Origin of the sequence: Photorhabdus luminescens subsp. luminescens, assembly GCF_001083805.1 — a bacterium.
Classification (GTDB): Bacteria; Pseudomonadota; Gammaproteobacteria; order Enterobacterales; family Enterobacteriaceae; genus Photorhabdus; species Photorhabdus luminescens.
On record NZ_JXSK01000001.1, the window covers coordinates 831,266 to 854,859 of the forward strand.

At 38.6% G+C, this 23,594-nt stretch carries 20 protein-coding genes; 13 read left to right on the top strand and 7 right to left on the bottom strand.

Going from position 1 to position 23,594, the window contains the following annotated elements:
- Positions 1–343 precede the first annotated feature (343 nt).
- Positions 344–877 carry a GNAT family N-acetyltransferase gene (locus TI10_RS03230; RefSeq protein ID WP_049581739.1) on the top strand — a complete coding sequence of 178 codons (534 nt, stop codon included), beginning with the start codon at positions 344–346 and terminating at the stop codon, positions 875–877.
- Between the two features lie 99 nt (positions 878–976).
- Here the strand turns inward: TI10_RS03230 and TI10_RS03235 are convergent, their stop codons facing one another.
- The 3 genes from TI10_RS03235 to TI10_RS03245 all read right to left on the bottom strand — a co-directional run bounded on the left by TI10_RS03235 (position 977) and on the right by TI10_RS03245 (position 4,333).
- Positions 977–1,558, bottom strand: coding sequence for a Slp family lipoprotein (locus TI10_RS03235; RefSeq protein ID WP_049581740.1), 582 nt, complete (start codon positions 1,556–1,558; stop codon positions 977–979).
- A 95-nt stretch (positions 1,559–1,653) separates the two neighbouring features.
- Positions 1,654–2,349, bottom strand: a complete 696-nt coding sequence (gene tsaB / locus TI10_RS03240; protein ID WP_049581741.1) for a tRNA (adenosine(37)-N6)-threonylcarbamoyltransferase complex dimerization subunit type 1 TsaB — start codon at positions 2,347–2,349, stop codon at positions 1,654–1,656.
- 67 nt (positions 2,350–2,416) lie between these two features.
- Positions 2,417–4,333 (bottom strand): ATP-dependent DNA helicase, encoded by a 1,917-nt coding sequence (locus tag TI10_RS03245; RefSeq protein WP_049581742.1) that lies wholly within the window; start codon positions 4,331–4,333, stop codon positions 2,417–2,419.
- Positions 4,334–4,426: 93 nt separating this feature from the next.
- Here TI10_RS03245 and TI10_RS03250 point away from each other — a divergent pair, with 93 nt between their 5' ends.
- The 3 genes from TI10_RS03250 to TI10_RS03260 all read left to right on the top strand — a co-directional run bounded on the left by TI10_RS03250 (position 4,427) and on the right by TI10_RS03260 (position 5,742).
- Positions 4,427–4,771: a RidA family protein gene (locus TI10_RS03250; RefSeq protein WP_049581743.1), complete on the top strand. Its 345-nt coding sequence runs from the start codon at positions 4,427–4,429 to the stop codon at positions 4,769–4,771.
- Between the two features lie 334 nt (positions 4,772–5,105).
- A complete protein-coding gene (locus TI10_RS03255) occupies positions 5,106–5,438 on the top strand; it encodes a helix-turn-helix transcriptional regulator (RefSeq protein WP_049581744.1) in 333 nt (110 codons plus the stop codon).
- 70 nt (positions 5,439–5,508) lie between these two features.
- Positions 5,509–5,742 carry a hypothetical protein gene (locus TI10_RS03260; RefSeq protein WP_175445315.1) on the top strand — a complete coding sequence of 78 codons (234 nt, stop codon included), beginning with the start codon at positions 5,509–5,511 and terminating at the stop codon, positions 5,740–5,742.
- 769 nt (positions 5,743–6,511) lie between these two features.
- On the opposite strand, the gene mdtI is transcribed toward TI10_RS03260, so the two are convergent.
- The 3 genes from mdtI to zwf form a co-directional block, all read right to left on the bottom strand.
- Positions 6,512–6,844, bottom strand: coding sequence for a multidrug/spermidine efflux SMR transporter subunit MdtI (gene mdtI, locus TI10_RS03270; protein WP_049581746.1), 333 nt, complete (start codon positions 6,842–6,844; stop codon positions 6,512–6,514).
- A 1-nt stretch (position 6,845) separates the two neighbouring features.
- Positions 6,846–7,262: a multidrug/spermidine efflux SMR transporter subunit MdtJ gene (gene mdtJ, locus TI10_RS03275; RefSeq protein ID WP_049581747.1), complete on the bottom strand. Its 417-nt coding sequence runs from the start codon at positions 7,260–7,262 to the stop codon at positions 6,846–6,848.
- 499 nt (positions 7,263–7,761) lie between these two features.
- The gene (zwf, locus tag TI10_RS03280) at positions 7,762–9,237 is read right to left on the bottom strand and encodes a glucose-6-phosphate dehydrogenase (RefSeq protein WP_049581748.1); all 1,476 of its coding nucleotides are present in this window, start codon (positions 9,235–9,237) and stop codon (positions 7,762–7,764) included.
- A 344-nt stretch (positions 9,238–9,581) separates the two neighbouring features.
- On the opposite strand from zwf, the gene TI10_RS03285 reads away from it, so the two are divergent.
- The 9 genes from TI10_RS03285 (at position 9,582) to darE (ending at position 22,419) form a co-directional block, all read left to right on the top strand.
- Entirely contained in the window at positions 9,582–10,442 is an 861-nt protein-coding gene (locus tag TI10_RS03285) for a MurR/RpiR family transcriptional regulator (protein WP_049581749.1), read from the top strand.
- A gap of 491 nt (positions 10,443–10,933) precedes the next feature.
- On the top strand, positions 10,934–11,836 hold the full coding sequence (locus TI10_RS03295; RefSeq protein WP_049581752.1) for a tail fiber protein: 903 nt from the start codon (positions 10,934–10,936) through the stop codon (positions 11,834–11,836).
- Positions 11,837–12,074: 238 nt separating this feature from the next.
- Positions 12,075–13,088, top strand: a complete 1,014-nt coding sequence (locus tag TI10_RS03300) for a tail fiber protein (protein WP_049581754.1) — start codon at positions 12,075–12,077, stop codon at positions 13,086–13,088.
- Positions 13,089–13,694: 606 nt separating this feature from the next.
- Positions 13,695–15,137 carry a pyruvate kinase gene (gene pyk, locus TI10_RS03305; protein WP_049581755.1) on the top strand — a complete coding sequence of 481 codons (1,443 nt, stop codon included), beginning with the start codon at positions 13,695–13,697 and terminating at the stop codon, positions 15,135–15,137.
- An 832-nt stretch (positions 15,138–15,969) separates the two neighbouring features.
- The gene (gene darA / locus TI10_RS24805; RefSeq protein ID WP_088373068.1) at positions 15,970–16,146 is read left to right on the top strand and encodes a darobactin family peptide antibiotic; all 177 of its coding nucleotides are present in this window, start codon (positions 15,970–15,972) and stop codon (positions 16,144–16,146) included.
- A 441-nt stretch (positions 16,147–16,587) separates the two neighbouring features.
- Positions 16,588–19,095 carry a darobactin export ABC transporter permease subunit gene (gene darB / locus TI10_RS03310; protein ID WP_049581757.1) on the top strand — a complete coding sequence of 836 codons (2,508 nt, stop codon included), beginning with the start codon at positions 16,588–16,590 and terminating at the stop codon, positions 19,093–19,095.
- Positions 19,096–19,177: 82 nt separating this feature from the next.
- The gene (gene darC / locus TI10_RS03315) at positions 19,178–20,356 is read left to right on the top strand and encodes a darobactin export ABC transporter periplasmic adaptor subunit (protein WP_244161514.1); all 1,179 of its coding nucleotides are present in this window, start codon (positions 19,178–19,180) and stop codon (positions 20,354–20,356) included.
- Position 20,357: 1 nt separating this feature from the next.
- On the top strand, positions 20,358–21,020 hold the full coding sequence (darD, locus tag TI10_RS03320; protein WP_049581759.1) for a darobactin export ABC transporter ATP-binding protein: 663 nt from the start codon (positions 20,358–20,360) through the stop codon (positions 21,018–21,020).
- Between the two features lie 109 nt (positions 21,021–21,129).
- Positions 21,130–22,419 carry a darobactin maturation radical SAM/SPASM protein DarE gene (gene darE, locus TI10_RS03325; protein WP_049581761.1) on the top strand — a complete coding sequence of 430 codons (1,290 nt, stop codon included), beginning with the start codon at positions 21,130–21,132 and terminating at the stop codon, positions 22,417–22,419.
- Positions 22,420–22,559: 140 nt separating this feature from the next.
- Here darE and lpxM read toward each other — a convergent pair whose 3' ends face one another.
- Positions 22,560–23,528: a lauroyl-Kdo(2)-lipid IV(A) myristoyltransferase gene (gene lpxM, locus TI10_RS03330; protein ID WP_049581763.1), complete on the bottom strand. Its 969-nt coding sequence runs from the start codon at positions 23,526–23,528 to the stop codon at positions 22,560–22,562.
- Positions 23,529–23,594 lie beyond the last annotated feature (66 nt).

Below are 23,594 nucleotides of genomic sequence, written 5' to 3' on the forward strand. Positions count from 1 at the left end.
CTGAAATTTTAATTGCTATGTTATCACTCGCCTAATAAATAACGCACGCCTTGATTTAACAAATTATTAACTCAGCGTACCAGTTTAAAAAAGAAACATTGTTCAGGTTGAGATACACATCACTAATTTCATGTTAATCCTTATACATAAAAACAAAGAGAATGGTGTCGTCTGTGAATTATTTTTAATTATCAGTATATTATTGCTATAGTTAATATTTAACTTAGTAGCTATTGGTTATACATTGACCTACTTATTTTTTGCCTAAGATAGCATTTTTGAAATAGCATTTATTGCTTTCCTCTATTCCAATACGCTATTAGAAATACAACGGTAATAAAAAATGATTATAAATGACATAACAGTCAGAAGGGCAACCTATGAAGATAGGGCAACCATCAGCGATATAGAACGCCGAGCAGCTTCTCTTTTTCCAGAAAAACTCTTACCAAAAGCACTCGGTGACCAAACTCTACCCATGTATGAAATTGAATCAGGTATCCAGAAACAGCAACTTTGGGTCGCTGAAAGTGATCAAAAGCTGGTTGGATTTGCGCTAATCCGCCGTTTAAATCAATTGATGCTGCTAGCTGAGATTGATGTGTTGCCAAAATATCATGGCCAAGGTATTGCAAGCACCCTGCTTAGCTTAATCATTGAGCAATTAGAGCAGAGCAAAGAAACCGCACTTTACCTCACAACTTTTCGTGATTTTATGCCAAGCCGTAAATTATATGACAAATTCGGTTTTGTCATACTGCAATCGGATGATATTCCTGATGAACTACGAAAAATTCTGGCAGAAGAGATGACTGCCGGTTTAGGGGCGAGAATTGCAATGAAATTAGCGATCAATCCAAAGATAGATAGGAAATAACAAATAGATTACCGCCACATCTATTATTGCGGCGGCTCAAACTGGGAATAAAGTTACAATGTCACAAGGTATACACCAACAACCCCGATTGAAATAACTCTACTTGGTCAAAATAGTCTCAACAGGTGCGGGGTCGGGATAGTACCCATTCCATCCCCAACCTGAATAATATGGATAGCCATAATAATTCCAAGACCCCGGGCCATAAGGCATCAATACCCGCTGAACAGCTTTCCAACGTTGATAGCCTATTACATCAATCACAACATAATTGTAATCCGCGCGACCAATTTTACCCTTTTTTAACCCCATTATCGGACCAACAACAGTAACGTAATTTCCTTTAAAATCGTCAGGTTCAAGGAAATTATTAACATAAGCATAAATACGACCAAGGGAAGGCTCATGTAGTTCTGGACTGGCATCCGATGCTAATGGCAATGACGATATTTCTAGACGAGTACGGTGATTTTCATTCACTACACCAAGTACCTTGCCGCCGAATCGCCCTTCCTGACCGATAAACAACTCAGGCATACTCTTAACAGAGAGCAGATCTTGAACAGGTGTTGGTGACGTTCCTTTTACTGAATCAGGAACGGTGATACAGCCTGTAAGCATTACAGCACCTAACAAGATTAGCGCTTTAATACTCGTCCGGTAGTTTATTACTCTTAACATAACCACCTTCTCCTGAAAATTGTCCCAATCATGATGTTTAAAATAACTCTGTCTATTTGATACTTTCTTTTACTACAAGTTTCATCAATCGATACTTAACGGCCTGGTAATTTTTTCCAAGTAACTTCATTACGCAAGTATACCGGTTCAGCATGTTCTACGGCCGTCACCTCACCGTTTCGCCACATCTGTATCGCCAGAGGTAACATATCTTCAGCATGAGGTAATGTGATACTACTATCAGTTAGCGTTAAATGACTTGTCACCAACTGAGGATAAGCCTGCCAGCCCGTACCCGCAACTACCCAATCGCCACTCAATGAAGCCATGAATGCCTGTACCTGTTCCGGTTTCAGCACAGCTTCTGTTTCACTGCCTTGCCATTCACCTTGCTGATTACGGATATATTGCCCCCAGTAAACCTCTCCCATTCGGGCATCAATGGCGGTTAATACCTGAGTTGCGCCTAACAGACGAAAAACACCTTGAGCCATTGCATTAAGCGTTGAAACGCCAATCACCGGCAGTTCAGCCCCCAGAGCCAAGCCCTGAGCAATACCAACACCAATACGTACCCCGGTAAAACTACCCGGTCCTCGGCCAAAAGCTAAAGCGTCAAGCTGCTGTAAACTAATCCCCGCTTCTGCCAGAACAGATTGAACCATAGGTAAAATACGTTGCGTGTGTTCACGGGGAGAGATTTCAAACTGCGCCAAAACGGCGCCATCATTCCAAAGAGCAACAGAACAAGCTTCCGTTGCAGTATCAATAGCCAGAATTCGTACAGGCATGCCTTAAGCACCTCGGCAAGAAATATAATCCAAAATAAGGCGCTATTTTATCATAGCCTAGTCGATTTTACTCAGATTGCCGAGCTTGCAGGAAAGCGATTGCTTTCGTTAAATCTCGGGTTCGTGGCGAAGGTGGCAAACTATTCAAAAACACTTCACCATATGGACGCATCACTAAACGATTATCACAAATGACAACAACGCCATAATCATCAATATCACGAATAAGCCGTCCGACACCCTGTTTCAAGCTAATAACCGCGTCTGGCAACTGAACTTCACTAAATGCATCACCGCCTTTAAGCTGACAATCTTCGATTCGAGCTTTTAACAGCGGATCATCCGGTGCCGTAAAAGGCAATTTATCGATAATGACACAGGAAAGCGCCTCGCCCCGCACATCAACACCTTCCCAAAAACTGCTGGTTGCCACCAATAAAGCGTTGCCAGCAGCAATAAACTGCGAAAGTAGCTGACTTTTACTGGTTTCACCCTGAACCAAAACCGGTAACGTCATGCTAGCCCGGAACTCTTCCGCCAGACTGCGCATCATCTGGTGTGACGTACATAAAAAGAAACATCGGCCTTTATTGGTTTCAATAAGCGGTTTGAGCATCCTCGCTAACCATTTTGCACTACCTGGCTGATTTGGTGATGGCAAATAACGGGGAACGCAAAGTAGTGTCTGACTTTGATAATCAAATGGACTTGGCAGTAATAACGCCTTCGCCTCTTTTAACCCAAGCCGTTCAGTGAAATGAGAAAGTTGCTCGTTAACAGAGAGTGTAGCTGAGGTAAAAACCCAACAACCTGATTGCTCATTAATTATCTCGCTAAATTTGTCGGCAACAGACAGCGGCGTAAGTGCTAAAAGAAAATGGCGCCCATAACTTTCAAACCAATAGCTATAACCGGGGATAGTCACCTCTTTCAAACGCTTAAGACGATTACGATAAATTGTTGCCCTTTCAAATGCGGCATCCAACATAACTGAACGCCCTAAAGACAATTTCATCACGTCATAACAAAGCTCAAGGGCATCATCAAGCAATACTAATGCTCTCTGCACTTGCGGATTTTGCAATAACTCCCGCAAATTACCCCGATAGCCGTTCTCTCCCAACGCTAACCGGAAATCTTGTGCACTCTGACTCAGACGATCCGCGCTCTTTTGTAGTTGGACTTGATCCCGGACTTCCGTGCGATACGCCATAATGATGTCTCTGGAGAGATCCATCAGTTGGCGGCTACTTAATTGCTGCCCAAAATATTGACTAGCGATATCAGGGATTTGATGTGCCTCATCAAATATTTTGACTGCTGCTTGCGGGATCAACTCACCAAATCCCGTTTCTTTCACCACCATATCCGCCATAAACAGATGATGGTTAACAACAATAACATCCGCCTCCATTGCCCGGCGGCGAGCTTTGAGAACAAAACATTCCTGATAACGCGGACAATCACTGCCAAGGCAGTTATCGTTAGTGCTGGTGACCAACGGCCAAACCTGGCTATCTTCCGCCACTTGGTGACAAGTACTGATATCACCCTCTTCAGTTTGTGAAGACCAGCCTCTTAGCCGAACAATATCTGACAAAATTTCTGCTTCCAATTGTCCGCCCCCAAAAGAGTGCTGTTCCAACCGTTCCAGGCACAGATAATTTGCACGGCCTTTCAACAACGCCAATTTACCGGTGAAATTAATTGCTTCAGCGACTGTCGGTAAATCACGATTATAGAGTTGATCCTGTAATGCTTTAGAACCTGTAGAAATGATAACTTTCTGCCCTGAACGCAGCGCGGGTGCTAAATAGGCAAATGTCTTACCTGTTCCCGTACCTGCTTCTACGACCAATTGTTGATGGTTTTTAATCGCACACTCAATAGCCACCGCCATTTCTCTTTGAGCATCACGGGGTTTAAAACCTGTTATTGCTCTAGCAAGGGCGCCATTTTTCGCAAATCGTCTGACACAAATCATCTCTTTCAATAGAATGGATGGAGATTATGCCAATAGTATGTTCTGATCACCACCCAAAATCAGGCAGATAGTCATTCACAGAAAGGAGTATCCATGACAATTGAACGTATTGATCCACAGGATCGCTGGTCCGAAGCGGTAATTCACAATAAAACCATTTACTACACCGCGGTACCGGAAAATCTGGATGGTGATATTACTGAGCAAACAGCGAATACACTGGCCGCTATTGATATTATGTTACAGCGTCTCGGTTCTGATAAAAGCAAAATTATCGACGCCACTATTTTTCTGGCTGATGGAAAAGAGTTTGCTGGCATGAATGCCGCCTGGGATGCATGGGTTGTTGCAGGAAACGCGCCTGTGCGCTGTACAGTTGAAGCTAAACTAATGAACCCCAAATACAAAGTCGAGATAAAAGTTATCGCCGGTATTTAATATTAACTTTGGGATATTCTCTATCGCCTACATTATACATTCTAATTATATGAAAGTTATTCAGAATATCCCAATAGGTGTTAATGTAAATAACTCTGGTTTAGCTACAATAACACTTTAAAATAAGATATTAATTAAACTACATTATCTGTTGATCCAAGTGGAATATTATAAACTCAATAATTCTAACCTTCTTCCTATGCCTTGAACTATAGATGACCATATATAATGATCATCTAATATTGATATTCTCATTTTGACAAAACACCTTTATGAACATTATAATGGTCATTAATGCTATTAATGACCATTATAACAGTCAGTAGGAGGGAGTATGTCAAAACATAGAGCCTATTCAAAATTCTCCCAAGAGGCAGTCATGTTACTCGGAGAACAAATCAAATTAGGTAGAAAACAGCACCATTGGTCAGAAAAAAATTTGGCAGAACGTGCGGGGATATCCAGAACCACACTACAAAAAATTGAAAGCGGGGATATGGGCTGTTCTATAGGATTAGCATTTGAGTTAGCCAACCTTGTAGGTATTAGCTTGTTCGGCAGTGATAAATTTCCTATCTCAACTCGTATGGAACAAACAAGAGATAAGCTAGCTTTGTTACCACAGCGTATTCAGGAAAAAAAGAGAGAGGTATACGATGATTTTTAACAGTTTTTAATATACTGTTCGGTACGATATATGCCCTCAAGGTAGATCGGGCAATGAGGCATCTCAGGCAATGTTAATAGTAGGAAATAAAAATCTAAGTCAATTACAAACTTGTTTGGAAGCTGCACATAACTTTAATATCTCAGAAAAAAAAGCAAAAGAGATCTTTAATAGACAAATATCAATAATCCGAGATAATTGGAATAGTATTTGTGAAGAATCTGAATTAAGTGAAGTAGATAAAAAATTGCTCTGGCATAGACAGTTTTTAAATCCGTTTTCTATAGCTTTTCAAAACTTTTAAATAGTCATCGAGATATAAAAAAATTCAATAAGCGCCTATCATTTATCAAAAATTTATTATAACCCCATCTTACGGGCCAAAATGCCTACTTTATTTTAGCAGTGGCCCTTAATGATTCATTTTAGAAATATATGTTATGTTTGAACCGCTGATAATATTCTGGTGATAAATGTAAATAAAATAGTTTCCAATATTACTTATCACAAATAGCATTAATTTCATCTAACAGAATTAACTCACCAAATGGATTTGCTATTATTTACCTTTTCAATGTTGAATTATACTTATGCGTCGTCCATACTTTCTAATAAGCACATTAATGCTTAGCCACAGTTTAATGAATATAAACATGGCCTAATCTTCAATAACTTTTGTCACTTGATATGGAGCATTCTATGGATGTTTGTTCAGGTTGTCATGATTCCCTTCATGATTCCGTTGTTGCGGAAGCAGAAGGCAAGATCTATAAAAGTTGCCCATGTTGTTCCGCCTCAATGGGTCAACACGTTTTTTATCGCTATGAAGACTTTGGTATGAGGGATATGGGTGATGGCCGCTATATTGTTCATTCTTGGTGTCCTGGTTGTCGTTTGAAAGATGGTAATAAACCAGACATATGTTTTACCTGCTAGAAAGTTGTTTTACTCATATCTGCTGGTGACTATGCAAAATAGTTGCATGCCAGCAGATACTATAAGAAATAAACAATTAATAATACTTAAAATAATCTCTGTGAATCACTCTCCCCCAGATTAGGTTACGCCACAGCTTAAGCCATCTTGATTATCACCATGCCCAATAGCAACAAGGCAATTCCACCCCAACCTTTACAATTCAAACGCTGATTAAACATAATCCAACCAGCCGCAACCGTCGCGATAATACCGAAAGCGCCCCATAAGGCATAAGCAACGGAAAGCTCAATTCCCTTCACTGCCTGAGCAAGCGCACTGAAAGCCCCAAGGACGGTAATAAGCGAGAGAATACCCATCCAAGGACGTCTAAAACCATTAGAAAGTTTCAGTAAAATATTCGCTAAAATATCCAAAGCGACAGCAAGGAATAAGAACGCCGCATGCCACCATTCAAATTGTTGCAACATGTTATGCCTCCTTTATTTTACTGTTTTTGGTTGTTGCGACACTGGCAGCCTTATTTGCCATCTGTTTCACTACCTCTGCCGATTTTTTTACTGCCGATTTTCTAGTGCCGGATTTAATCAACATAATTCCGGTTATCAGCAGAGCCAAACCACCTACTTTCATCAATGACAGTGACTCATCAAACCACATGACGCTAAAAACAGTAATAAATAGAATGCCAACCCCTTCCCACAACGCATACGCAACGCCCAGTGCAACTTTTTTCACCGCCATTGCCAGCAAAATATAGGATGCGGCGATCATAATGTACATAACAGCCATGCCAACTACACCACCAGAAACGCTGGCATGTTTCATCGATAAGGTACCGATAACTTCGGTAACAATTGCCATTGCAAGGAATAACCAATAAATCATTTTCTTTCTCCTGACTACGCAAATACGCACATCAAGACGCAAGTTAATAAATGATCTAACCCACCTATGCATAAGATGAGAAATAATAACCTGACGTTTTGACGAAACAGAAATACCGGTTGAAAACCGGTCAACAGGAGTCAGACGCTATAATGCGCCGCACCAATAATGCTCACTGGATAAAATGGCAGAAAGGAAAAGCATGTGGGTGGAACTTTGAAACTTGACGCTTTTGGCGCTGTTCATAAATATTTTATTCTTTCATCGCACCGATATTCTGCGCGATATACTAAGAATCCTCATAAATAATGTTAATGTTCCTATTACTTCTACCATACGAAATAATAGAAAGCAACCACTCAATTTTGCTTATTTTTTTATCTGATAAATAGAGTTGAATCAAAAAACAGCATTGATATCAACACAGGCAGATACCTTGTTTATAACAACCCAAGCCGCTTACAACGCGGCTTGAGCTTCAACGGATAAGGTTTGCCAATTACTCAAACTCATTCCACGAACGACCATCGCGAGTGATCATAGCAACAGAAGCAACCGGCCCCCACGTCCCCGCCTGATAAGGCTTAGGCGCATCATTATCCGCCGCCCATGCATTCATAATAGAATCAACCCACTTCCAAGCTTCTTCCACCTCATCACGACGAACGAATAGCGCCTGAATACCTCGCATAGCTTCCAGCAACAACCTCTCATAAGCATCGGCCAATGAAATATGGTTAAACGTTTCAGAGAAACTGAGATCCAACTTAGTCGTTTGCAAACGATGCTTGTGTTCCAGCCCCGGGGCTTTGTTCAGCACTTCGATATCAATACCTTCATCCGGTTGCAGACGAATCGTCAACTTGTTCTGCGGCAGTTGTTGATAAGATTCAGAGAACAAATTCAGCGCCGGCTTTTTAAAATAAACTACCACCTCGGAACATTTCGTTGGCAGACGTTTACCCGTTCTCAGATAGAAAGGAACCCCGGCCCAACGCCAGTCATCAATATCGACGCGGATAGAGACAAAAGTTTCCGTCCGGCTGGACTGGTTAGCCCCCTCTTCTTCCAGATACCCCGGTACCTTATGCCCCTGAACAAAACCGGCGGTGTACTGACCGCGTACTGTTTTCTCCCGCACATTCGTGTGATCAATACGGCGCAAAGAACGCAATACTTTTACTTTTTCATCTCGGATACGGTCTGTTGTCAGATCTGCCGGAGGAGACATCGCAATCATGGTCAATATTTGCAACAGATGATTCTGAATCATATCGCGCATTTGCCCGGCTTGATCAAAATAACCCCAACGGCCTTCAATACCGACTTCTTCAGCTACCGTAATTTGCACATGATCAATTGTCCGGTGATCCCAATTATTCACAAACAGAGAATTGGCAAACCGTAGCGCTAATAGATTCAATACAGTTTCTTTACCCAGATAATGATCGATACGATAAACCTGACGCTCATTGAAATATTTTGCCACTTCATCATTAATAGCTTTGGATGATTCAAGATCGGTGCCTAAAGGTTTTTCCATCACAACCCGGTTTGGCTCTTTATTCAGCCCTGCAAGGCCCAACCCGTGACAAACCGAACCAAAAGTGCTCGGTGGCATTGCAAAATAATGGATTGCAGGCTGGTGTCCCTGTTTAAGAATTGCCTTCAATTTGGCAAAGTCTTCCTTTTGATTAACATCCAGATTGCAGAATGCCAAACGTTCACTCAATGTCTTCCATAACTCTGGATCTAATTTTTCCGGCAAGAACGTATTTAAAGCTTCTTCAACAACCTTGGTATACGCCTTTTTATCCCAATCAGCCCGGCCAACACCGATAATCCGGGTTTCTGGGTGGATATAACCCGCTTTCTCAAGCTGATAAAGGGAAGGCAATAATTTCCGGCGCGCCAAATCCCCTTTAGCGCCAAAAATGACTAAATCACAAGCCTGAGCTGTAGAAGTAACCGCCATATGTCTCTCCTCGTTGCGGGATATTGTAATTTTGTTACAGCATTAACCAATAATGTACTCTTTTGACCATAGCGCGTAAACAGCGATAACGAATAACCATCACTTCGCGTTAACAATATGTTTCACCACTGATAAAAATGTGATAACTTTATGTAATTTTACAACGCTTATGAAAGATAATTACCAATATGAAAGTTAGACACTAGTCATACTTTTATGAAAAACATTAAATTATTGTGACTTCCTACTGCCAGCTTCAATTTGCTAATAGTATATTTTCATAAAATTTATTATAGATTTCTCCTCTGAATGAAATCGTCAAAAACCACAGGTAACTGCGTTTTATGAATACACTGGAACGAGTCCAAAACAGTATCGAATTCTTGAGTAAATCAGAAAAAAAAGTGGCGCAGATCATCCTGGCTTCACCGCAAACTGCGATCCATGCCAGTATCGCAACGCTGGCGAAAATGGCGGAAGTCAGCGAGCCCACGGTTAATCGTTTTTGTCGCCGTCTGGATACTAAAGGTTTTCCCGATTTCAAACTTCATCTAGCCCAAAGTCTTGCCAACGGCACGCCTTATGTAAATCGCAATGTTGAAGAGAGCGATACAGTTAGTGCCTACACCAATAAAATATTTGAATCGGTAATGGCAACTCTGGATACCGTGAAAAACAATTTGGATATTACGTCTATTAACCGAGCTGTTGACTTACTAACACAAGCCCGGAAAATCTCATTTTTTGGTTTAGGGGCTTCTGCTGCCGTCGCCCATGACGCAATGAACAAATTTTTCCGGTTCAATATTCCCGTTATCTATTTTGATGACATTGTGATGCAACGGATGAGCTGTATTAACAGTGCCGAAGGTGATGTCGTCGTACTGATCTCCCATACCGGTAGGACTAAAAGCCTGGTTGAAGCAGCACAACTCGCGCGAGAAAATGATGCAACAGTTATCGCAATTACCTCCCAAGATTCTCCCCTCGCTCACGAAGCAACGCTCGCCATTCTTTTGGACGTCCCGGAAGATACAGACATTTACATGCCAATGGTCTCAAGAATCGCTCAATTAACCGTTATTGACGTTTTAGCTACTGGTTTTACCCTGCGCCGTGGTTCAAAATTCAGAGATAACTTGAAAAGAGTCAAAGAAGCGCTGCGGAATTCACGCCTTGATAAAATTGACTTTCCCTCAACCTGAAAGTCATCCTCTTGTTGTTAGGCTGACTCGCAGCAATTGCGTAGTCAGCGATCGTTTATAGATCATCGAGTGCCAGTAAATAATCTACATTGGTCAAGATATGAGAAGAATCATATAATTATGGCAAGAAAATCCTATGTCACTTAGTTAACTCAGTAAAATAATGATAGTTTAAAAAATAAAAAATCAAACCAAAGAATCATTATAAAAAAATTCCGAAATAAATCGAAACCGGAAGAAATAGAAAACAGTAATAGCAAAATAACTTTCAGATGTTGAATATAAACGAATTTAATATTTATCCAATCATACAGTTTCGCATTTTTTATTTCCATCTATTATACAAAAACAATTAACCCTTTAAGTTATAAGAATACTTTATCATCATTTTTCCGAGCTAAACTACTATTAACATATATTGCTGAAAATGAATTTTGCAATAATTCGACATTCTGCTTATAAAAACATATTACTTAATCTGAGGAAAATATATGAATCCCAAGAATGATTTTAAAGCTTTTTCTATTAGTAATAATGCCAACATAGTCAGTCAAGAAACCTATGAAGAAAGTCGAAGTTTGAAAACTGGGTTCCCCCCAAGCGATATCACGATTCATGTACTGAACAAAGTATTACGTCAGTCATCAACCATATCCTCTGTCGTCGCTAACTTTATCGCGACCCAATCTGGCAATGATATTCTGGATGATGGGGATATCGCTAAACTCATTGCCCAATTAAATAGCGCGTTAGAACAAAAAATTACAACAACAGTACCAAATGCCTCATTAACACAACAAGGCGTTATTCAACTCACAGACAAAACAGGCAACAGTAATACCCTTGCTGCAACACAGAAGCTTGTTTCTGATGTTAATCAGAATGCGAATAACCGACTGGCAAAAGACCAAAACGGTGCCGATATTCCTGATAAAGATGCTTTTGTGAGAAACCTCAGTTTATTTGAAAAATTAATCCCGGTAGGGGTACCACTTCCCTGGCCAACTATTACCCCACCAGAAGGATGGGCACAATGTAACGGCGCTCCTTTTGATAAAACAAAATATCCGAAATTAGCGCAAGCCTACCCTAATGGAATATTACCCGATTTACGTGGTGAATTTATTCGTGGTTGGGATAGCTGGCGTGGTATTGACAACGGACGTAATATATTGAGTTTTCAATATGATGCGTTCAAAAGACATAATCATAGTATTTATACTACTAACAGCGATAAAGCCACTCTTGAATATACAGACCCCATGCGTGGCAGTATGACTGGTGGTCCAAACGAACGAGGTAGCTTAGGGGAAAATAAATCCATTGGGATGAATGGTGATAATGAAACACGTCCAAGAAATGTAGCATTTAATTACATTATAAGGACCGCCTAATGAGTAAATCTGTACTAGAAAAAAATAATATGACTATCAGCATCTTTTCAGATGTTGAATATAAATGGCCTAGATATTTATCTGATCATAAAATTTCGGGTTTTTATTTCTATCCATTATACAAAAACAATTAAATTCCTAAGTTATAAGGATACTTTATCATAATTTTTCCGAGCTAAACTATCATTAAAATAATTTAACACTTTTATTATAAAATCATTTAATTTTAGGAGGAAACATGAACCAAAAAAATGATTTCAAAGCTTTTTCCATTAGTAATAATGCTAATGTAGTCAGTCAAGAAGCCTATGAAGAAAGCCCAAATTTGAAGACTGGATTTCCACCAGAAAATATTACTATTCATTTGCTAAACAAAGTATTACGTCAGTCGTCAACCATATCCTCTGTCGTCGCTAATTTTATCATGACACAATCTGGCAATGATATTTTGGATGATGGTAATATCGCCAACCTCACAACACTATTAAATAGAGCATTAGAACAAAAAATTGCAGCAGCAGTGCCAAGCGCCTCATTAACACAACGAGGAATTATTCAACTCACAGATAAAACAGGCAATAGTAATACCCTTGCGGCAACGCAGAAGCTTGTTGCTGATGTAAACGATAACGCTAATAACCGGTTAGCAAAAAACCAAAACGGCACCGACATTCCTGATAAAAATGCATTTGTGAAAAATCTTGGCTTAATCGAAACCATTATCAACACTCAATATCCTGTAGGAATTGTGATTTGGTTCGCTCAAAACAAAAACCCCAATGTACTATTTCCGGGCACTACCTGGGAATATATTGGTGAAAATAAAACAGTTCGGTTAGCTAACGCCGATGGTTCCGATCTTTTATCAACCGGCGGCAACGATTCGATAAGTCTGACGGCAGCACAAATGCCAGCACATAATCATACATTTTCTGGGATAACGAGCACATTTGATTATGGCACTAAAGCTACCAATGTCACTGGAGATCACTATCATGATAGCAGTTGGGGTGAACACACAGGTGGACGTTATGGTCATTACGACGACTCTAGAAACAATCAGGGGTCACAAGCTACAGATTGGGATAATGCCAAATTCAATACCAGCACTAATGGAGCCCACGCTCATACGGTACCAATAGGAGCACACAACCATACAATTTCAGGTAATACCGGAGATGCGGGCGCCAATGCAGCGATTACAATTACCAATTCATATATTAAGTTGATGGGATGGTATCGCAAGGCATAAGGGCACTGCATCTCCCAGACCGCTGACAAACCTCACGCAACTAACTGTCTCTTAATCATAAATCTGACTTAAGAGACAGTGACAACTCGTTCTACTCAAGGAAAAATTATCATTTATATACTTTACAGCGTACCTAATCCTGAACGTTTCGTCTCTTCTAACCATCAAGTATTGCCAGATTCCAGTAAACCTAATCACTACCACTTTTCATTATCAAAATCTCCAAGGCTATTAGATTATTGATAAACCGGGAACAAATCATGATAGGATAGAAATGCGGCAATAAATATCCGTTAAAAAAGGGTTAGCTGATTCGCTAGGGCATAGCGATTGTGTAAAACGTTCCCCCTGTCGTTCCTCTATAGTTGACAACGGTCAATAGGCACGACAGCGAAAAGTATCATGATAAGTTGATACGGGTCACAAAAAGCTCCCACGGTAGTCGCTTGCGACTTTGCAACGGGGCAAGTTACAAGAGTAATCTATAAACAGCCTTGATAGTTGGATTGCCGAAGAGTTTTTTTACTCGTTTTATAGGATAATTAATAGATTATTGATTATTTTTATATAACCAATACCAATACTCACAGGTCAACGGAGTAACACATGTCCAGACGGCTCAGAAGAACTAAGATTGTTACTACACTTGGTCCGGCTACCGACCGCGATAATAATCTTGAAAAGATTATTGCTGCGGGTGCAAACGTAGTCCGCCTTAACTTTTCCCACGGTACCGCCGAAGATCATCTCCAGCGAGCCAACAAAGTCCGCGAGATTGCAGCCCGACTCGGGTGCCATGTCGCTATTCTTGGCGATCTTCAAGGACCTAAAATCCGTGTATCAACGTTTAAAGAGGGCAAGATTTTCCTGAATGTCGGAGATAAATTTCTGCTTGATGCCAATCTTGGTAAAGGCGAAGGCGATAAGGAGAAAGTCGGTATCGACTACAAAGGATTACCCACAGATGTTGTACCGGGCGATACTTTGTTGCTGGATGATGGGCGTGTTCAACTCAAAGTATTAGAAGTTCAGGGAATGAAAGTATTCACTGAAGTCTCTGTAGGCGGCCCGCTATCTAACAATAAGGGCATCAACAAACTGGGTGGTGGATTATCCGCGGAAGCTCTAACTGAGAAAGACAAAGAAGATATTATTACGGCGGCCAGAATCGGCGTTGATTACCTTGCCGTCTCTTTCCCCCGCACCGGAGAAGATCTTAATTACGCTCGCCGTCTGGCGCGAGACGCAGGCTGTGAAACGCAGATCGTGGCAAAAGTTGAACGCGCAGAAGCCGTTAGCAGTGATAAAACCATTGATGAAATCATTCTGGCTTCTGATGTCGTCATGGTCGCTCGTGGTGACCTTGGCGTAGAAATCGGCGATCCAGAGTTGGTTGGCGTTCAGAAAAAATTAATTCGCCGTGCCCGCCAACTGAATCGTGTAGTTATTACCGCGACCCAGATGATGGAATCAATGATCACCAACCCAATGCCTACCCGCGCAGAAGTGATGGATGTGGCAAATGCCGTTCTTGATGGCACTGACGCCGTGATGCTCTCCGCTGAAACCGCAGCGGGCCAATACCCTGCCGAAACGGTTGCCGCAATGGCGCGAGTCTGTCTCGGAGCAGAAAAAATGCCCGGCCTTAACGTCTCAAAACATCGGCTAGACACAATTTTTGACAGTATCGAAGAAGCCATTGCAATGTCTACCATGTACGCGGCAAACCACCTAAATGGGGTTAAAGCCATTATTGCAATGACCGAATCAGGCCGCACCACTCGTATCATGTCTCGCATCAGTTCTGGTCTCCCCATATTCTCTATGTCGCGTCATGAGAAGACCTTAAACCAAACTGCACTTTACCGTGGCGTTACACCGGTTTATTGCAGCAGTCATACTGACGGTATAACCGCGGCCAATGAAGCGGTTAATCGTCTACGTGATAAAGGTTATCTGGTTTCCGGCGACCTTGTTCTGGTGACTCAAGGTGATCAGATGGGGACAATTGGCAGTACTAACACTTGCCGTATTCTTGAAGTGGAATAAAACGTTACGACATTTTGCGCCAAACTTGCAGGGAATTAAGTTAGATCGAAAAAACTGGCGCATCCCGCTTAATCCAACGGCAACTCGACGGTAAAATAAGCTTTTACCGTCTCTTATCGCTTTTCTATTGACTCTGATTGCTCATAGTGATGAATCCTTTACCTCAAAAGGATAATTTTAATCCATTCTAATATTTTATTATGGAAATATTTCAATTATATATAATGAAGACACAATGTTAAATTTAGGTTAAATTCATTTACCTAAAATACAGTAATAATAACGACTTAAATAGATTATCGTGCCGAGAAATTTTATTTCCTAAAAAATAAATTTCATGATGATATATTTTCATTGGGAAGAAATCGTCAATCACTCATTCATTATCTGAAAATGTGGGTGGAAAATATCATGCAAAATATATCCATTGAAACCAACAAAAACCAAGAATTACTGCATTGACTTGTTACATCATTTAAAGGAACAGAACTTTTGATTACAGAAAAAGCCCTAGATGAACTAGCGAATAAGACTGAAATCCCTGAGACTACTGACTGGAATTGGGCAAAAAAAAACCCTATCTAATTCAAATAAGGTTGCTATTAAGTTTCCATTATATGAGGCATTTAAAAGATTTAATCTAAATATTCTGAATTAAATCATAAAAAGCAAAAAATCATATTGACAACCACTTAGCATAGTATTATTAATTAAACGTTGATATCAGCATTTTCCATATGGAAGCACCACATTTCCTAATAATATATTCCTATTAGCAGGAAATAATCAGTTAAATAATTAATCACCTAAAAAAAACAAAGTGGAGATTATCATGCATAATGCCTCAATTATAAACTGTACAACTCAAGAAGCACTGAATTCTCTTGCTGCATCATTCAAAGATACCGAGCTCTCAATTACTGAAAGAGCGCTAGATGAATTAAACAGTAAACCCAAGATTCCTGAAATCACAGCCTGGAACTGGTCAAAGAGCTTCCAGGAAATTTAAAGCCTATTCCATTAGGTTACTTTCCTGTAACAATCATATCTATTGGGATAAACAATCTATTAGTTCAATTAAAATATACCCTATGATTTCAAGATGCATCGCGACGGCAAGGGAGTGAATCCCCGGGAGCATAGCGAACTATGTGACCGGGGTGAGCGAGCGCAGCCAACAAAGAGGCAACTTGAAAGATAACGGGTATAAAATTTTTTTGAACCCTAACCATAGGGTGATCCTATGAGTTGTTCTGGATTACCCTAAATAATTTCATTATGTGAATATGATAATTTTAACAATATAGATGAACGCCTTCACTCTCAAAGGAAATTGTATCTCTCTCGAAAAGATACAATATACTCACTGGATTAAATTTTTTCATCGCGACATATAAATATAATGGATTTCAGTAACTCAAAAGAGTAAAAATATAAGAAAAAACTAATATTGACAGAAAAAACATTTTTGCTGGATCTTTATGCAGGTTATGTGAAATACTCAAGAGCAAAGAGTCAGTATCTAAACATCATACCTCAAAATCCATTTTGCAAATTCACCTTGCTAAGTAAGGAACGGCAACCACAAATGAACGCTATTAACATCTCAAAATCCATGAAGCGTTTCAATATCTCGATATCGATATTCTCCGTATCAATAGCGATATTAGCCATTTATTTACTTTCTACCGCCTTCTATTCAGATGCTCAAATTGATAACTATTATCAGCATAATGGCAACCTTTACCGGATAGAAACTACCTTTAATTTACCCAACGGAGAAAAAGTCAGATCAGCACAATCGCCATTGCCACTCATAGACGAACTAAAAAAGGATGAGAGGATAAACCACGTAGACTACCTTTTCAAACTTAACGCTACTGTTGAGTCACAAGGAAAGAAAATAACGAAAGTTCCCGTGTTCGCGGTAAGTCATGAATTCCTGAATACCCTATCTCCCTTTAAGACAGCGGATACTGACCTGGGCGCAAACGAAATTTATATCACAAAAGATTTCAATAACCGTTATCTCGGCCTGGATAATCCCAAAGGAAAATCTATTATTCTAGATAATGAGGCCTATATCATTAAGGATATCGTAGAAAAACGCCATGATTCAAGTATCAATATAGATGCAATTATTTCATTTAAACCAACGCTTATCAAAAACTACAATAAAGAAATATTCAATTGGTATGATACCCATGCTTATATTTTTATAAAATTCGCTAATGAAAAAATAATATCCAACCCTAATACGCTGCTCAACAATATTATTGAAACTAAAGCGCCAAATCTTCCAGGCGCACCATTTACTGCTAAAGAATTTATTCATTTATCATTAAAAAAGTTAAAAGACATTCATTATCAAGACGGATTACCTGACGAAATCTCTATTGGTTTATCAAAGGAGGTCATTTATAGCTCATATATTGCATTCGCATTCATCTTATTTTCCGCATTAACAAACTATTATAATTTAACTTCTGCTGATTCATCAGAAAAAAGGGATATTTATCAGTTAAAGAAAGCGCTAGGTGCTTCAACTTTCAATATCATCTGCGACTCATTACCAACCATGCTAATTAGGATGATATTTTCCACCCTTATTTTCTTACTGCTTACCATCACTATATTCAACTTTTCTCTTTATATAAAGAACATATTTACCCTATTAGAGCCAAGCAGTTTAATATATCTAGGGCTATTTTCCATTATTATGACTTTCATTCTTATTTCATCAATACATTTTTCATTCTCATTACGTTTCTATATTTACCAAAGAAATAGAAAAATGGATATGAGATATGAATCGACACTTGCCTCTTGGTTTAGAAAATCATCATTAGCTATTCAGTTACTTGTCTCTGGAGTATCTATCTATTTAGTCACGGGATTAGCTAATCAATATATTCACCTTGTTGATTTACATACACCCTATGATAATACCAAGACAATATCAATAGCAATTAATAATGATAATAGTAAAAAATTAACAATTAATGAATTAAGCTATAATCTTGTTAATCAATATAATACGTCAAAAATAACGTTAAGTAATTGGCGCCCCTTTGATATGTCGAGAGAAAACATCACCATTTATTATTCTGGTCAACAAAACAAGAACAATTATATCTCTTCAAATGTTATTACTGCGGACGAAAATTTTACCGATGTATGGAAAATGAAGATTTTAGCAGGTAGCGACAAACGCGTATATCAAAGCGATAATGCTGATGTCGTCAATGCATTGGTCACAAAGGAATTTTTAAAACAGAATGGCATTACCCAATATGATGATATTTTCAACAACTACTATTGGTACATCATGGAGGATAAAAAAATCCAAATTAGATTTATTCAGATTATAGATGACTTTAATTTAGGTGCTGTAGATGAGCCCTTTAGGCCAATCGTTATTTTTATAAAGAAAGATCACGGTAAATATGCTTCGCTGAATCTTAACGAGATGAATAATCTTTCTCCAGTACTAAACGAATTGTCAGAACAAGGCTTTGATAAAAATCAAATTTATTTAACTAGTCACTTATTCGATTCTTATTACGATAATTATCTAAAAGTAATAAAATTATCATCTGCTGTTGCTATTTTTTCTATCCTATTATTGATTATAGCCTGCTTTACTACCAGTATGACTGATTTTAATTATATGAAAAGAGAATTAAGTATAATGGAATCCATCGGTGGTTCTGTTTACACAAACCTCATCCATTTTTTATCGAAAAGCATCGTCCCTATTATCGCATCAATTTTCGTAGCGTATCTACTAGGAAGAACAGTTTTAGTTTATCTACTTGATGAATATAGTGTCATTTACACTGACTCTTTTGTATACAGTGCTCTCGCTCTATCTGCGACAATGATATTCACCATCATTATAATGATCACGACTTATTTGATGAATTATAGAAAACTATCTGCTACTAAATTTTTGTGAGATTAATCATGGACATAGAAATCAGAAAAAAAGCATACATAATAAGGAGAAATTATTAATTCTCATTTTCTTTATCGCTTTTATTTCATTTGTCGGATTTATTATCTATTATGCCATTTCAGCTAAAGAAGCTTCCATCAATGAAAATGAAGTTACCAAGTTTCATGTCAGCGGCAAAGTAGCCAGTGATATTCTGAAAACAAGAGCGGTTGTCGTGCCTAATAAAAGTGTATCCATCTCAACAGAAATTGGTGGCATTGTTACTGATATAATGAAGAAACCATCACAAGATGTTCTAAAAAGTGAAGAAATAGTTAAATTATCCAATTTCAATTTCACCCTGAATAATTCTGCCATGTTAGCTGACGTTACGGATAAATTGAATAATTTAATCAATATCAAAATAAGCTTGCAATCTGATTATCGGGATATCAATAATAGATTTTTAGAAGCTGTTAAAGAATTGAAAGAAGTCAAAGATAAATTAAGAAGATATCATGATCTTGTCGATAAAAATTATGTTTCTAAAGAAACAATTTCCGATTTAGAGATTAAAAGAGACTATTGGCACGATGTTTATCTGTTTTATAAAAAATTGAAAAACGATAAAGATCGTGATATATCAAAACAGTTAAAAGAGATTGATGAATTTGTCGAAAAACAGAGAAAACTCTCTGAAATTATCGAAAATGGTTTTGAACAACTTTCAATAAAATCACCTATATCCGGTAATATCAGTTCATTAGATTTAATTTTAGGTCAGCGGCTAAAACCCGGCGACCAAATTGCTATTGTTGACGATTTATCAAGTTTCTATTTTGAATCAGAGATTAACGAATACTATTTGAATAAAATAACCTACCATTCATCTGCCAGCTTGATATATAACAACGGAAAAATACCTTTACTTGTGAAATTAATTTCATCTGAAGTCAATAATGGTACCTTCAAAGTCAGATTTGAACTGGAAGATAAGAAAGCCATTAACTTCAAACGAGGACAGTCGGTTGATGTTATCATTAAACTTAATGAAGATCGGAAAATATTCTCCGTACCTTCATCAATGGTATTTACCATTGATAATAAAAGCTATGTGTTTGTTTACCATCCAGATAAAAAAATTGCCCAACGTATTCAAGTTGCCACCGGACAGGATAATGGCTCCGATATTGAGATTAAAAATGGTGTTACTGAAGGACAAACCCTAGTGAGCTTTGGTAAGAACAGATTGGTTAACAATGATACCGTAAGGATTGAATAAAATGATTAGCATGATGAACGTCTGTAAATCATATAAAACGAAATTTATTCAAACGAATGTTTTGAATGAAATAAATCTCAATATAGATAAAGGTGAATTTATCTCTATCATGGGCGCATCAGGATCAGGGAAATCAACATTACTGAATGTTATTGGTATGTTTGAAATGATCGACAGTGGTCAATTAACGCTGAATAATAGCAATATTTTGACTATGAAATATTCTGAAAAAATATCATTCAGACGAGAATTTATTGGCTATATTTTTCAATCATTCAATCTGTTACCCAATTTAACCGTATTTGAAAATATAGAATTGCCATTGAAATATAGAGGTTTTTCTAAAAAGCAGAGAAAAAGTAGAGTATTTGATGCAATAAGCCGTTTTGGATTAGAAAATCGGGAAAACCATAAACCGATACAATTATCTGGTGGACAACAGCAACGTGTCGCTATCGCCAGAGCCATGATATCAAACCCCGCGATTTTATTAGCCGATGAACCAACGGGGAACCTGGATAGCGTCAATGGTCAAAATATTTTATCTTCACTTAAAGATCTTAATGAAAACGGCACGACGATTGTTATGGTAACGCATTCCAAAGAAGCGGCGGCGTTTTCTCACAGAATATTAACGATGAAGGATGGCCATTTACTTATTTGAGCATATACCCTATGGATTTCAAGATGTATCGCAACGGCAAGGGAGTGCAGCCAACAAAGAGGCAACTTGAAAGATAACGGGTATAAATAACATAATAAAGGAGTTCTTTATGGACACAATAATTCCGATAAAACATTTAGATGCAGATGGATCATCAATTCTCAAGAAATCGCCTAAAATTAATTACAGGCAGTTAGCTTGTAGAATTATCGGTGAAATTCCAGCCGAAAAAATATTAGATGATGATGAGCTAGCTTTATATAATGAGGAAATTGGTATACATTTTAGCCCTGAAATTATTAATGCCAATAAGTTAGTGGTGGTGGTTAAAGCCACAAGACTTTGCAATTTAAGGTGTACTTATTGTCACTCTTGGGCAGAAGGAAAAGGCAATACCTTAACATTTTTCAATTTAATGCGCTCAATTCATCGTTTCCTATCCATACCTAATATAAAGCGCTTCGAATTTGTCTGGCATGGTGGTGAAGTGACTTTATTAAGTGTTAATTACTTTAAGAAACTCATCTGGTTGCAAGAGCAATTTAAAAAATCAGATCAAGTTATCACCAATTCAGTTCAAACCAATGCGGTCAATATTCCCGAAGATTGGCTGGTATTCCTTAAAGGTATTGGTATGGGGGTCGGTATAAGCGTTGATGGTATTCCAGAAATACACGATAGCAGGAGATTAGATTATAGAGGAAGGCCAACATCTCATAAGGTCGCCGCAGGTATGAAAAAATTAAGAAGTTATGGTATACCTTACGGTGCTCTGGTTGTTGTCGATAGAGATGTTTACGCATCAAATATAGAAAAAATGCTCTCCTATTTTTACGAAATTGGTTTAACAGATATTGAATTTCTGAATATTGTTCCAGACAACCGATGTCAACCCGGTGATGATCCTGGCGGCAGTTATATAACCTACCATAATTATATTAATTTCCTTTCTAACGTTTTCCGTGTTTGGTGGCATGGTTATCAGGACAAAATAAATATTCGCCTATTTCATGGCTTTATTGATAGCATTAAATCATCTCAAAAGAAAATATCAGATTGTTATTGGGCCGGTAATTGTTCTCAGGAAATTATCACCCTGGAACCTAATGGTACCGTATCAGCATGTGATAAATATGTTGGTGCTGAGGGAAATAACTATGGTTCGATTATCGATAATGATCTTGGGCATTTATTAACTAAATCAAATACAAATAAGGATCACCTTAAAGAGGAAATAGAATCATATGAAAAAATGCATCAATGCAAATGGTTTCATTTATGCAATGGTGGATGTCCTCACGACAGAGTAACTAACCGAAAACATAATCCGAATTATAATGATTCTTGCTGTGGAACCGGAGGTTTGTTAGAAACAATAAAACAAACCATAGCCGCGTAAATGCTATCCTGATATTTTAAGTGCCAGTATAAAAATGCCTCGTCACAAAACCCCCTAATTATTGGATGCCATGTCCAATATTAGGGGGACAATACAAACTTTCAAGCCGTGATAATAACTTTACATCTTTACGACGAAAATCACAGGTCTTCTCTCCCATATGGCCCAATATCACCTGCTTTCCGAGTCTTAAGTAATTTAAGTATCCAGGTATATTGTTCAGGGTTTGGTCGTACTAATTGCTCCAATTCTTCATTCATTCGGCGAGCAATAAAAGCATCATCTTTGCCATCAATATCATCCATTGGTGGACGAATATAAATATCAAGTTGATGGGTACGATAATTATAAACCGGAAACAACGGCACAATAGCGGCACGACAAACTTTCATCAATCGCCCAATAGCCGGCAATGTCGCTTTATAAGTTGCGAAGAAATCAACAAATTCACTGTGTTCCTCACCATGATCTTGATCAGGCAGATAATATCCCCAGAAACCCTGGCGAACAGTAGCAATGAACGGTTTAATTCCAGCGTCACGAGAATGTAAACGACCGCCAAAGTGACAGCGAGCTCTATTCCACAGATAATCTGATACCGGGTTGCTCTGGTGATGGAACATGCCTGACACTTTCAGTCCCCTCTCAGACAGTAACATGGCAGGAATATCCACCGCCCAACCATGAGGCACCATGAAAATAACGTTCTTTCCCTGTTCTTTCAGTTGAAGAATAATCTCTTCACCATGCCACTGCGTCCGGCTTAAAGTTGATTTTACACCACGTAAACAAAGTTCAGCCAACATAACAAAAGGTTGAGGTGCGGTAGAAAACATCTCATCAATCAATGCTTCGCGCTGTTGCTCCGTCAGTTCCGGCATACAGTAACATAAATTTATTCTTGCCCTGCGACGTGCCCCTTTCGCAAACTTACCCGCCAACCGACCTATTTTAGCCAACAGAGGATCACGCACTTTAACCGGCAAGTAAGCCAGCCCAGCCAACACACCAACACCTAGCCATAATCCCCAGTAGCGAGGATGCAGGTAGGATTTATGAAATGTCGGCACATAACCCACTTTACTGTCTGTATCTGTTTCTTTATACATGAGCTAACTCTTTTAAAAACAAAAGATCATTGTTCATTTCACATGTACAGGAGGGTTATATCAAAG

Bases quoted from the DNA above. Each gene is read 5' to 3' on its own strand.
- TI10_RS03230 (WP_049581739.1), top strand. From the start codon at position 344: ATGATTATAAATGACATAACAGTCAGAAGGGCAACCTATGAAGATAGG.
- TI10_RS03235 (WP_049581740.1), bottom strand. From the start codon at position 1,558: ATGTTAAGAGTAATAAACTACCGGACGAGTATTAAAGCGCTAATCTTG.
- tsaB (WP_049581741.1), bottom strand. From the start codon at position 2,349: ATGCCTGTACGAATTCTGGCTATTGATACTGCAACGGAAGCTTGTTCT.
- TI10_RS03245 (WP_049581742.1), bottom strand. From the start codon at position 4,333: ATGATTTGTGTCAGACGATTTGCGAAAAATGGCGCCCTTGCTAGAGCA.
- TI10_RS03250 (WP_049581743.1), top strand. From the start codon at position 4,427: ATGACAATTGAACGTATTGATCCACAGGATCGCTGGTCCGAAGCGGTA.
- TI10_RS03255 (WP_049581744.1), top strand. From the start codon at position 5,106: ATGTCAAAACATAGAGCCTATTCAAAATTCTCCCAAGAGGCAGTCATG.
- TI10_RS03260 (WP_175445315.1), top strand. From the start codon at position 5,509: ATGTTAATAGTAGGAAATAAAAATCTAAGTCAATTACAAACTTGTTTG.
- mdtI (WP_049581746.1), bottom strand. From the start codon at position 6,844: ATGTTGCAACAATTTGAATGGTGGCATGCGGCGTTCTTATTCCTTGCT.
- mdtJ (WP_049581747.1), bottom strand. From the start codon at position 7,262: ATGATTTATTGGTTATTCCTTGCAATGGCAATTGTTACCGAAGTTATC.
- zwf (WP_049581748.1), bottom strand. From the start codon at position 9,237: ATGGCGGTTACTTCTACAGCTCAGGCTTGTGATTTAGTCATTTTTGGC.
- TI10_RS03285 (WP_049581749.1), top strand. From the start codon at position 9,582: ATGAATACACTGGAACGAGTCCAAAACAGTATCGAATTCTTGAGTAAA.
- TI10_RS03295 (WP_049581752.1), top strand. From the start codon at position 10,934: ATGAATCCCAAGAATGATTTTAAAGCTTTTTCTATTAGTAATAATGCC.
- TI10_RS03300 (WP_049581754.1), top strand. From the start codon at position 12,075: ATGAACCAAAAAAATGATTTCAAAGCTTTTTCCATTAGTAATAATGCT.
- pyk (WP_049581755.1), top strand. From the start codon at position 13,695: ATGTCCAGACGGCTCAGAAGAACTAAGATTGTTACTACACTTGGTCCG.
- darA (WP_088373068.1), top strand. From the start codon at position 15,970: ATGCATAATGCCTCAATTATAAACTGTACAACTCAAGAAGCACTGAAT.
- darD (WP_049581759.1), top strand. From the start codon at position 20,358: ATGATTAGCATGATGAACGTCTGTAAATCATATAAAACGAAATTTATT.
- darE (WP_049581761.1), top strand. From the start codon at position 21,130: ATGGACACAATAATTCCGATAAAACATTTAGATGCAGATGGATCATCA.
- lpxM (WP_049581763.1), bottom strand. From the start codon at position 23,528: ATGTATAAAGAAACAGATACAGACAGTAAAGTGGGTTATGTGCCGACA.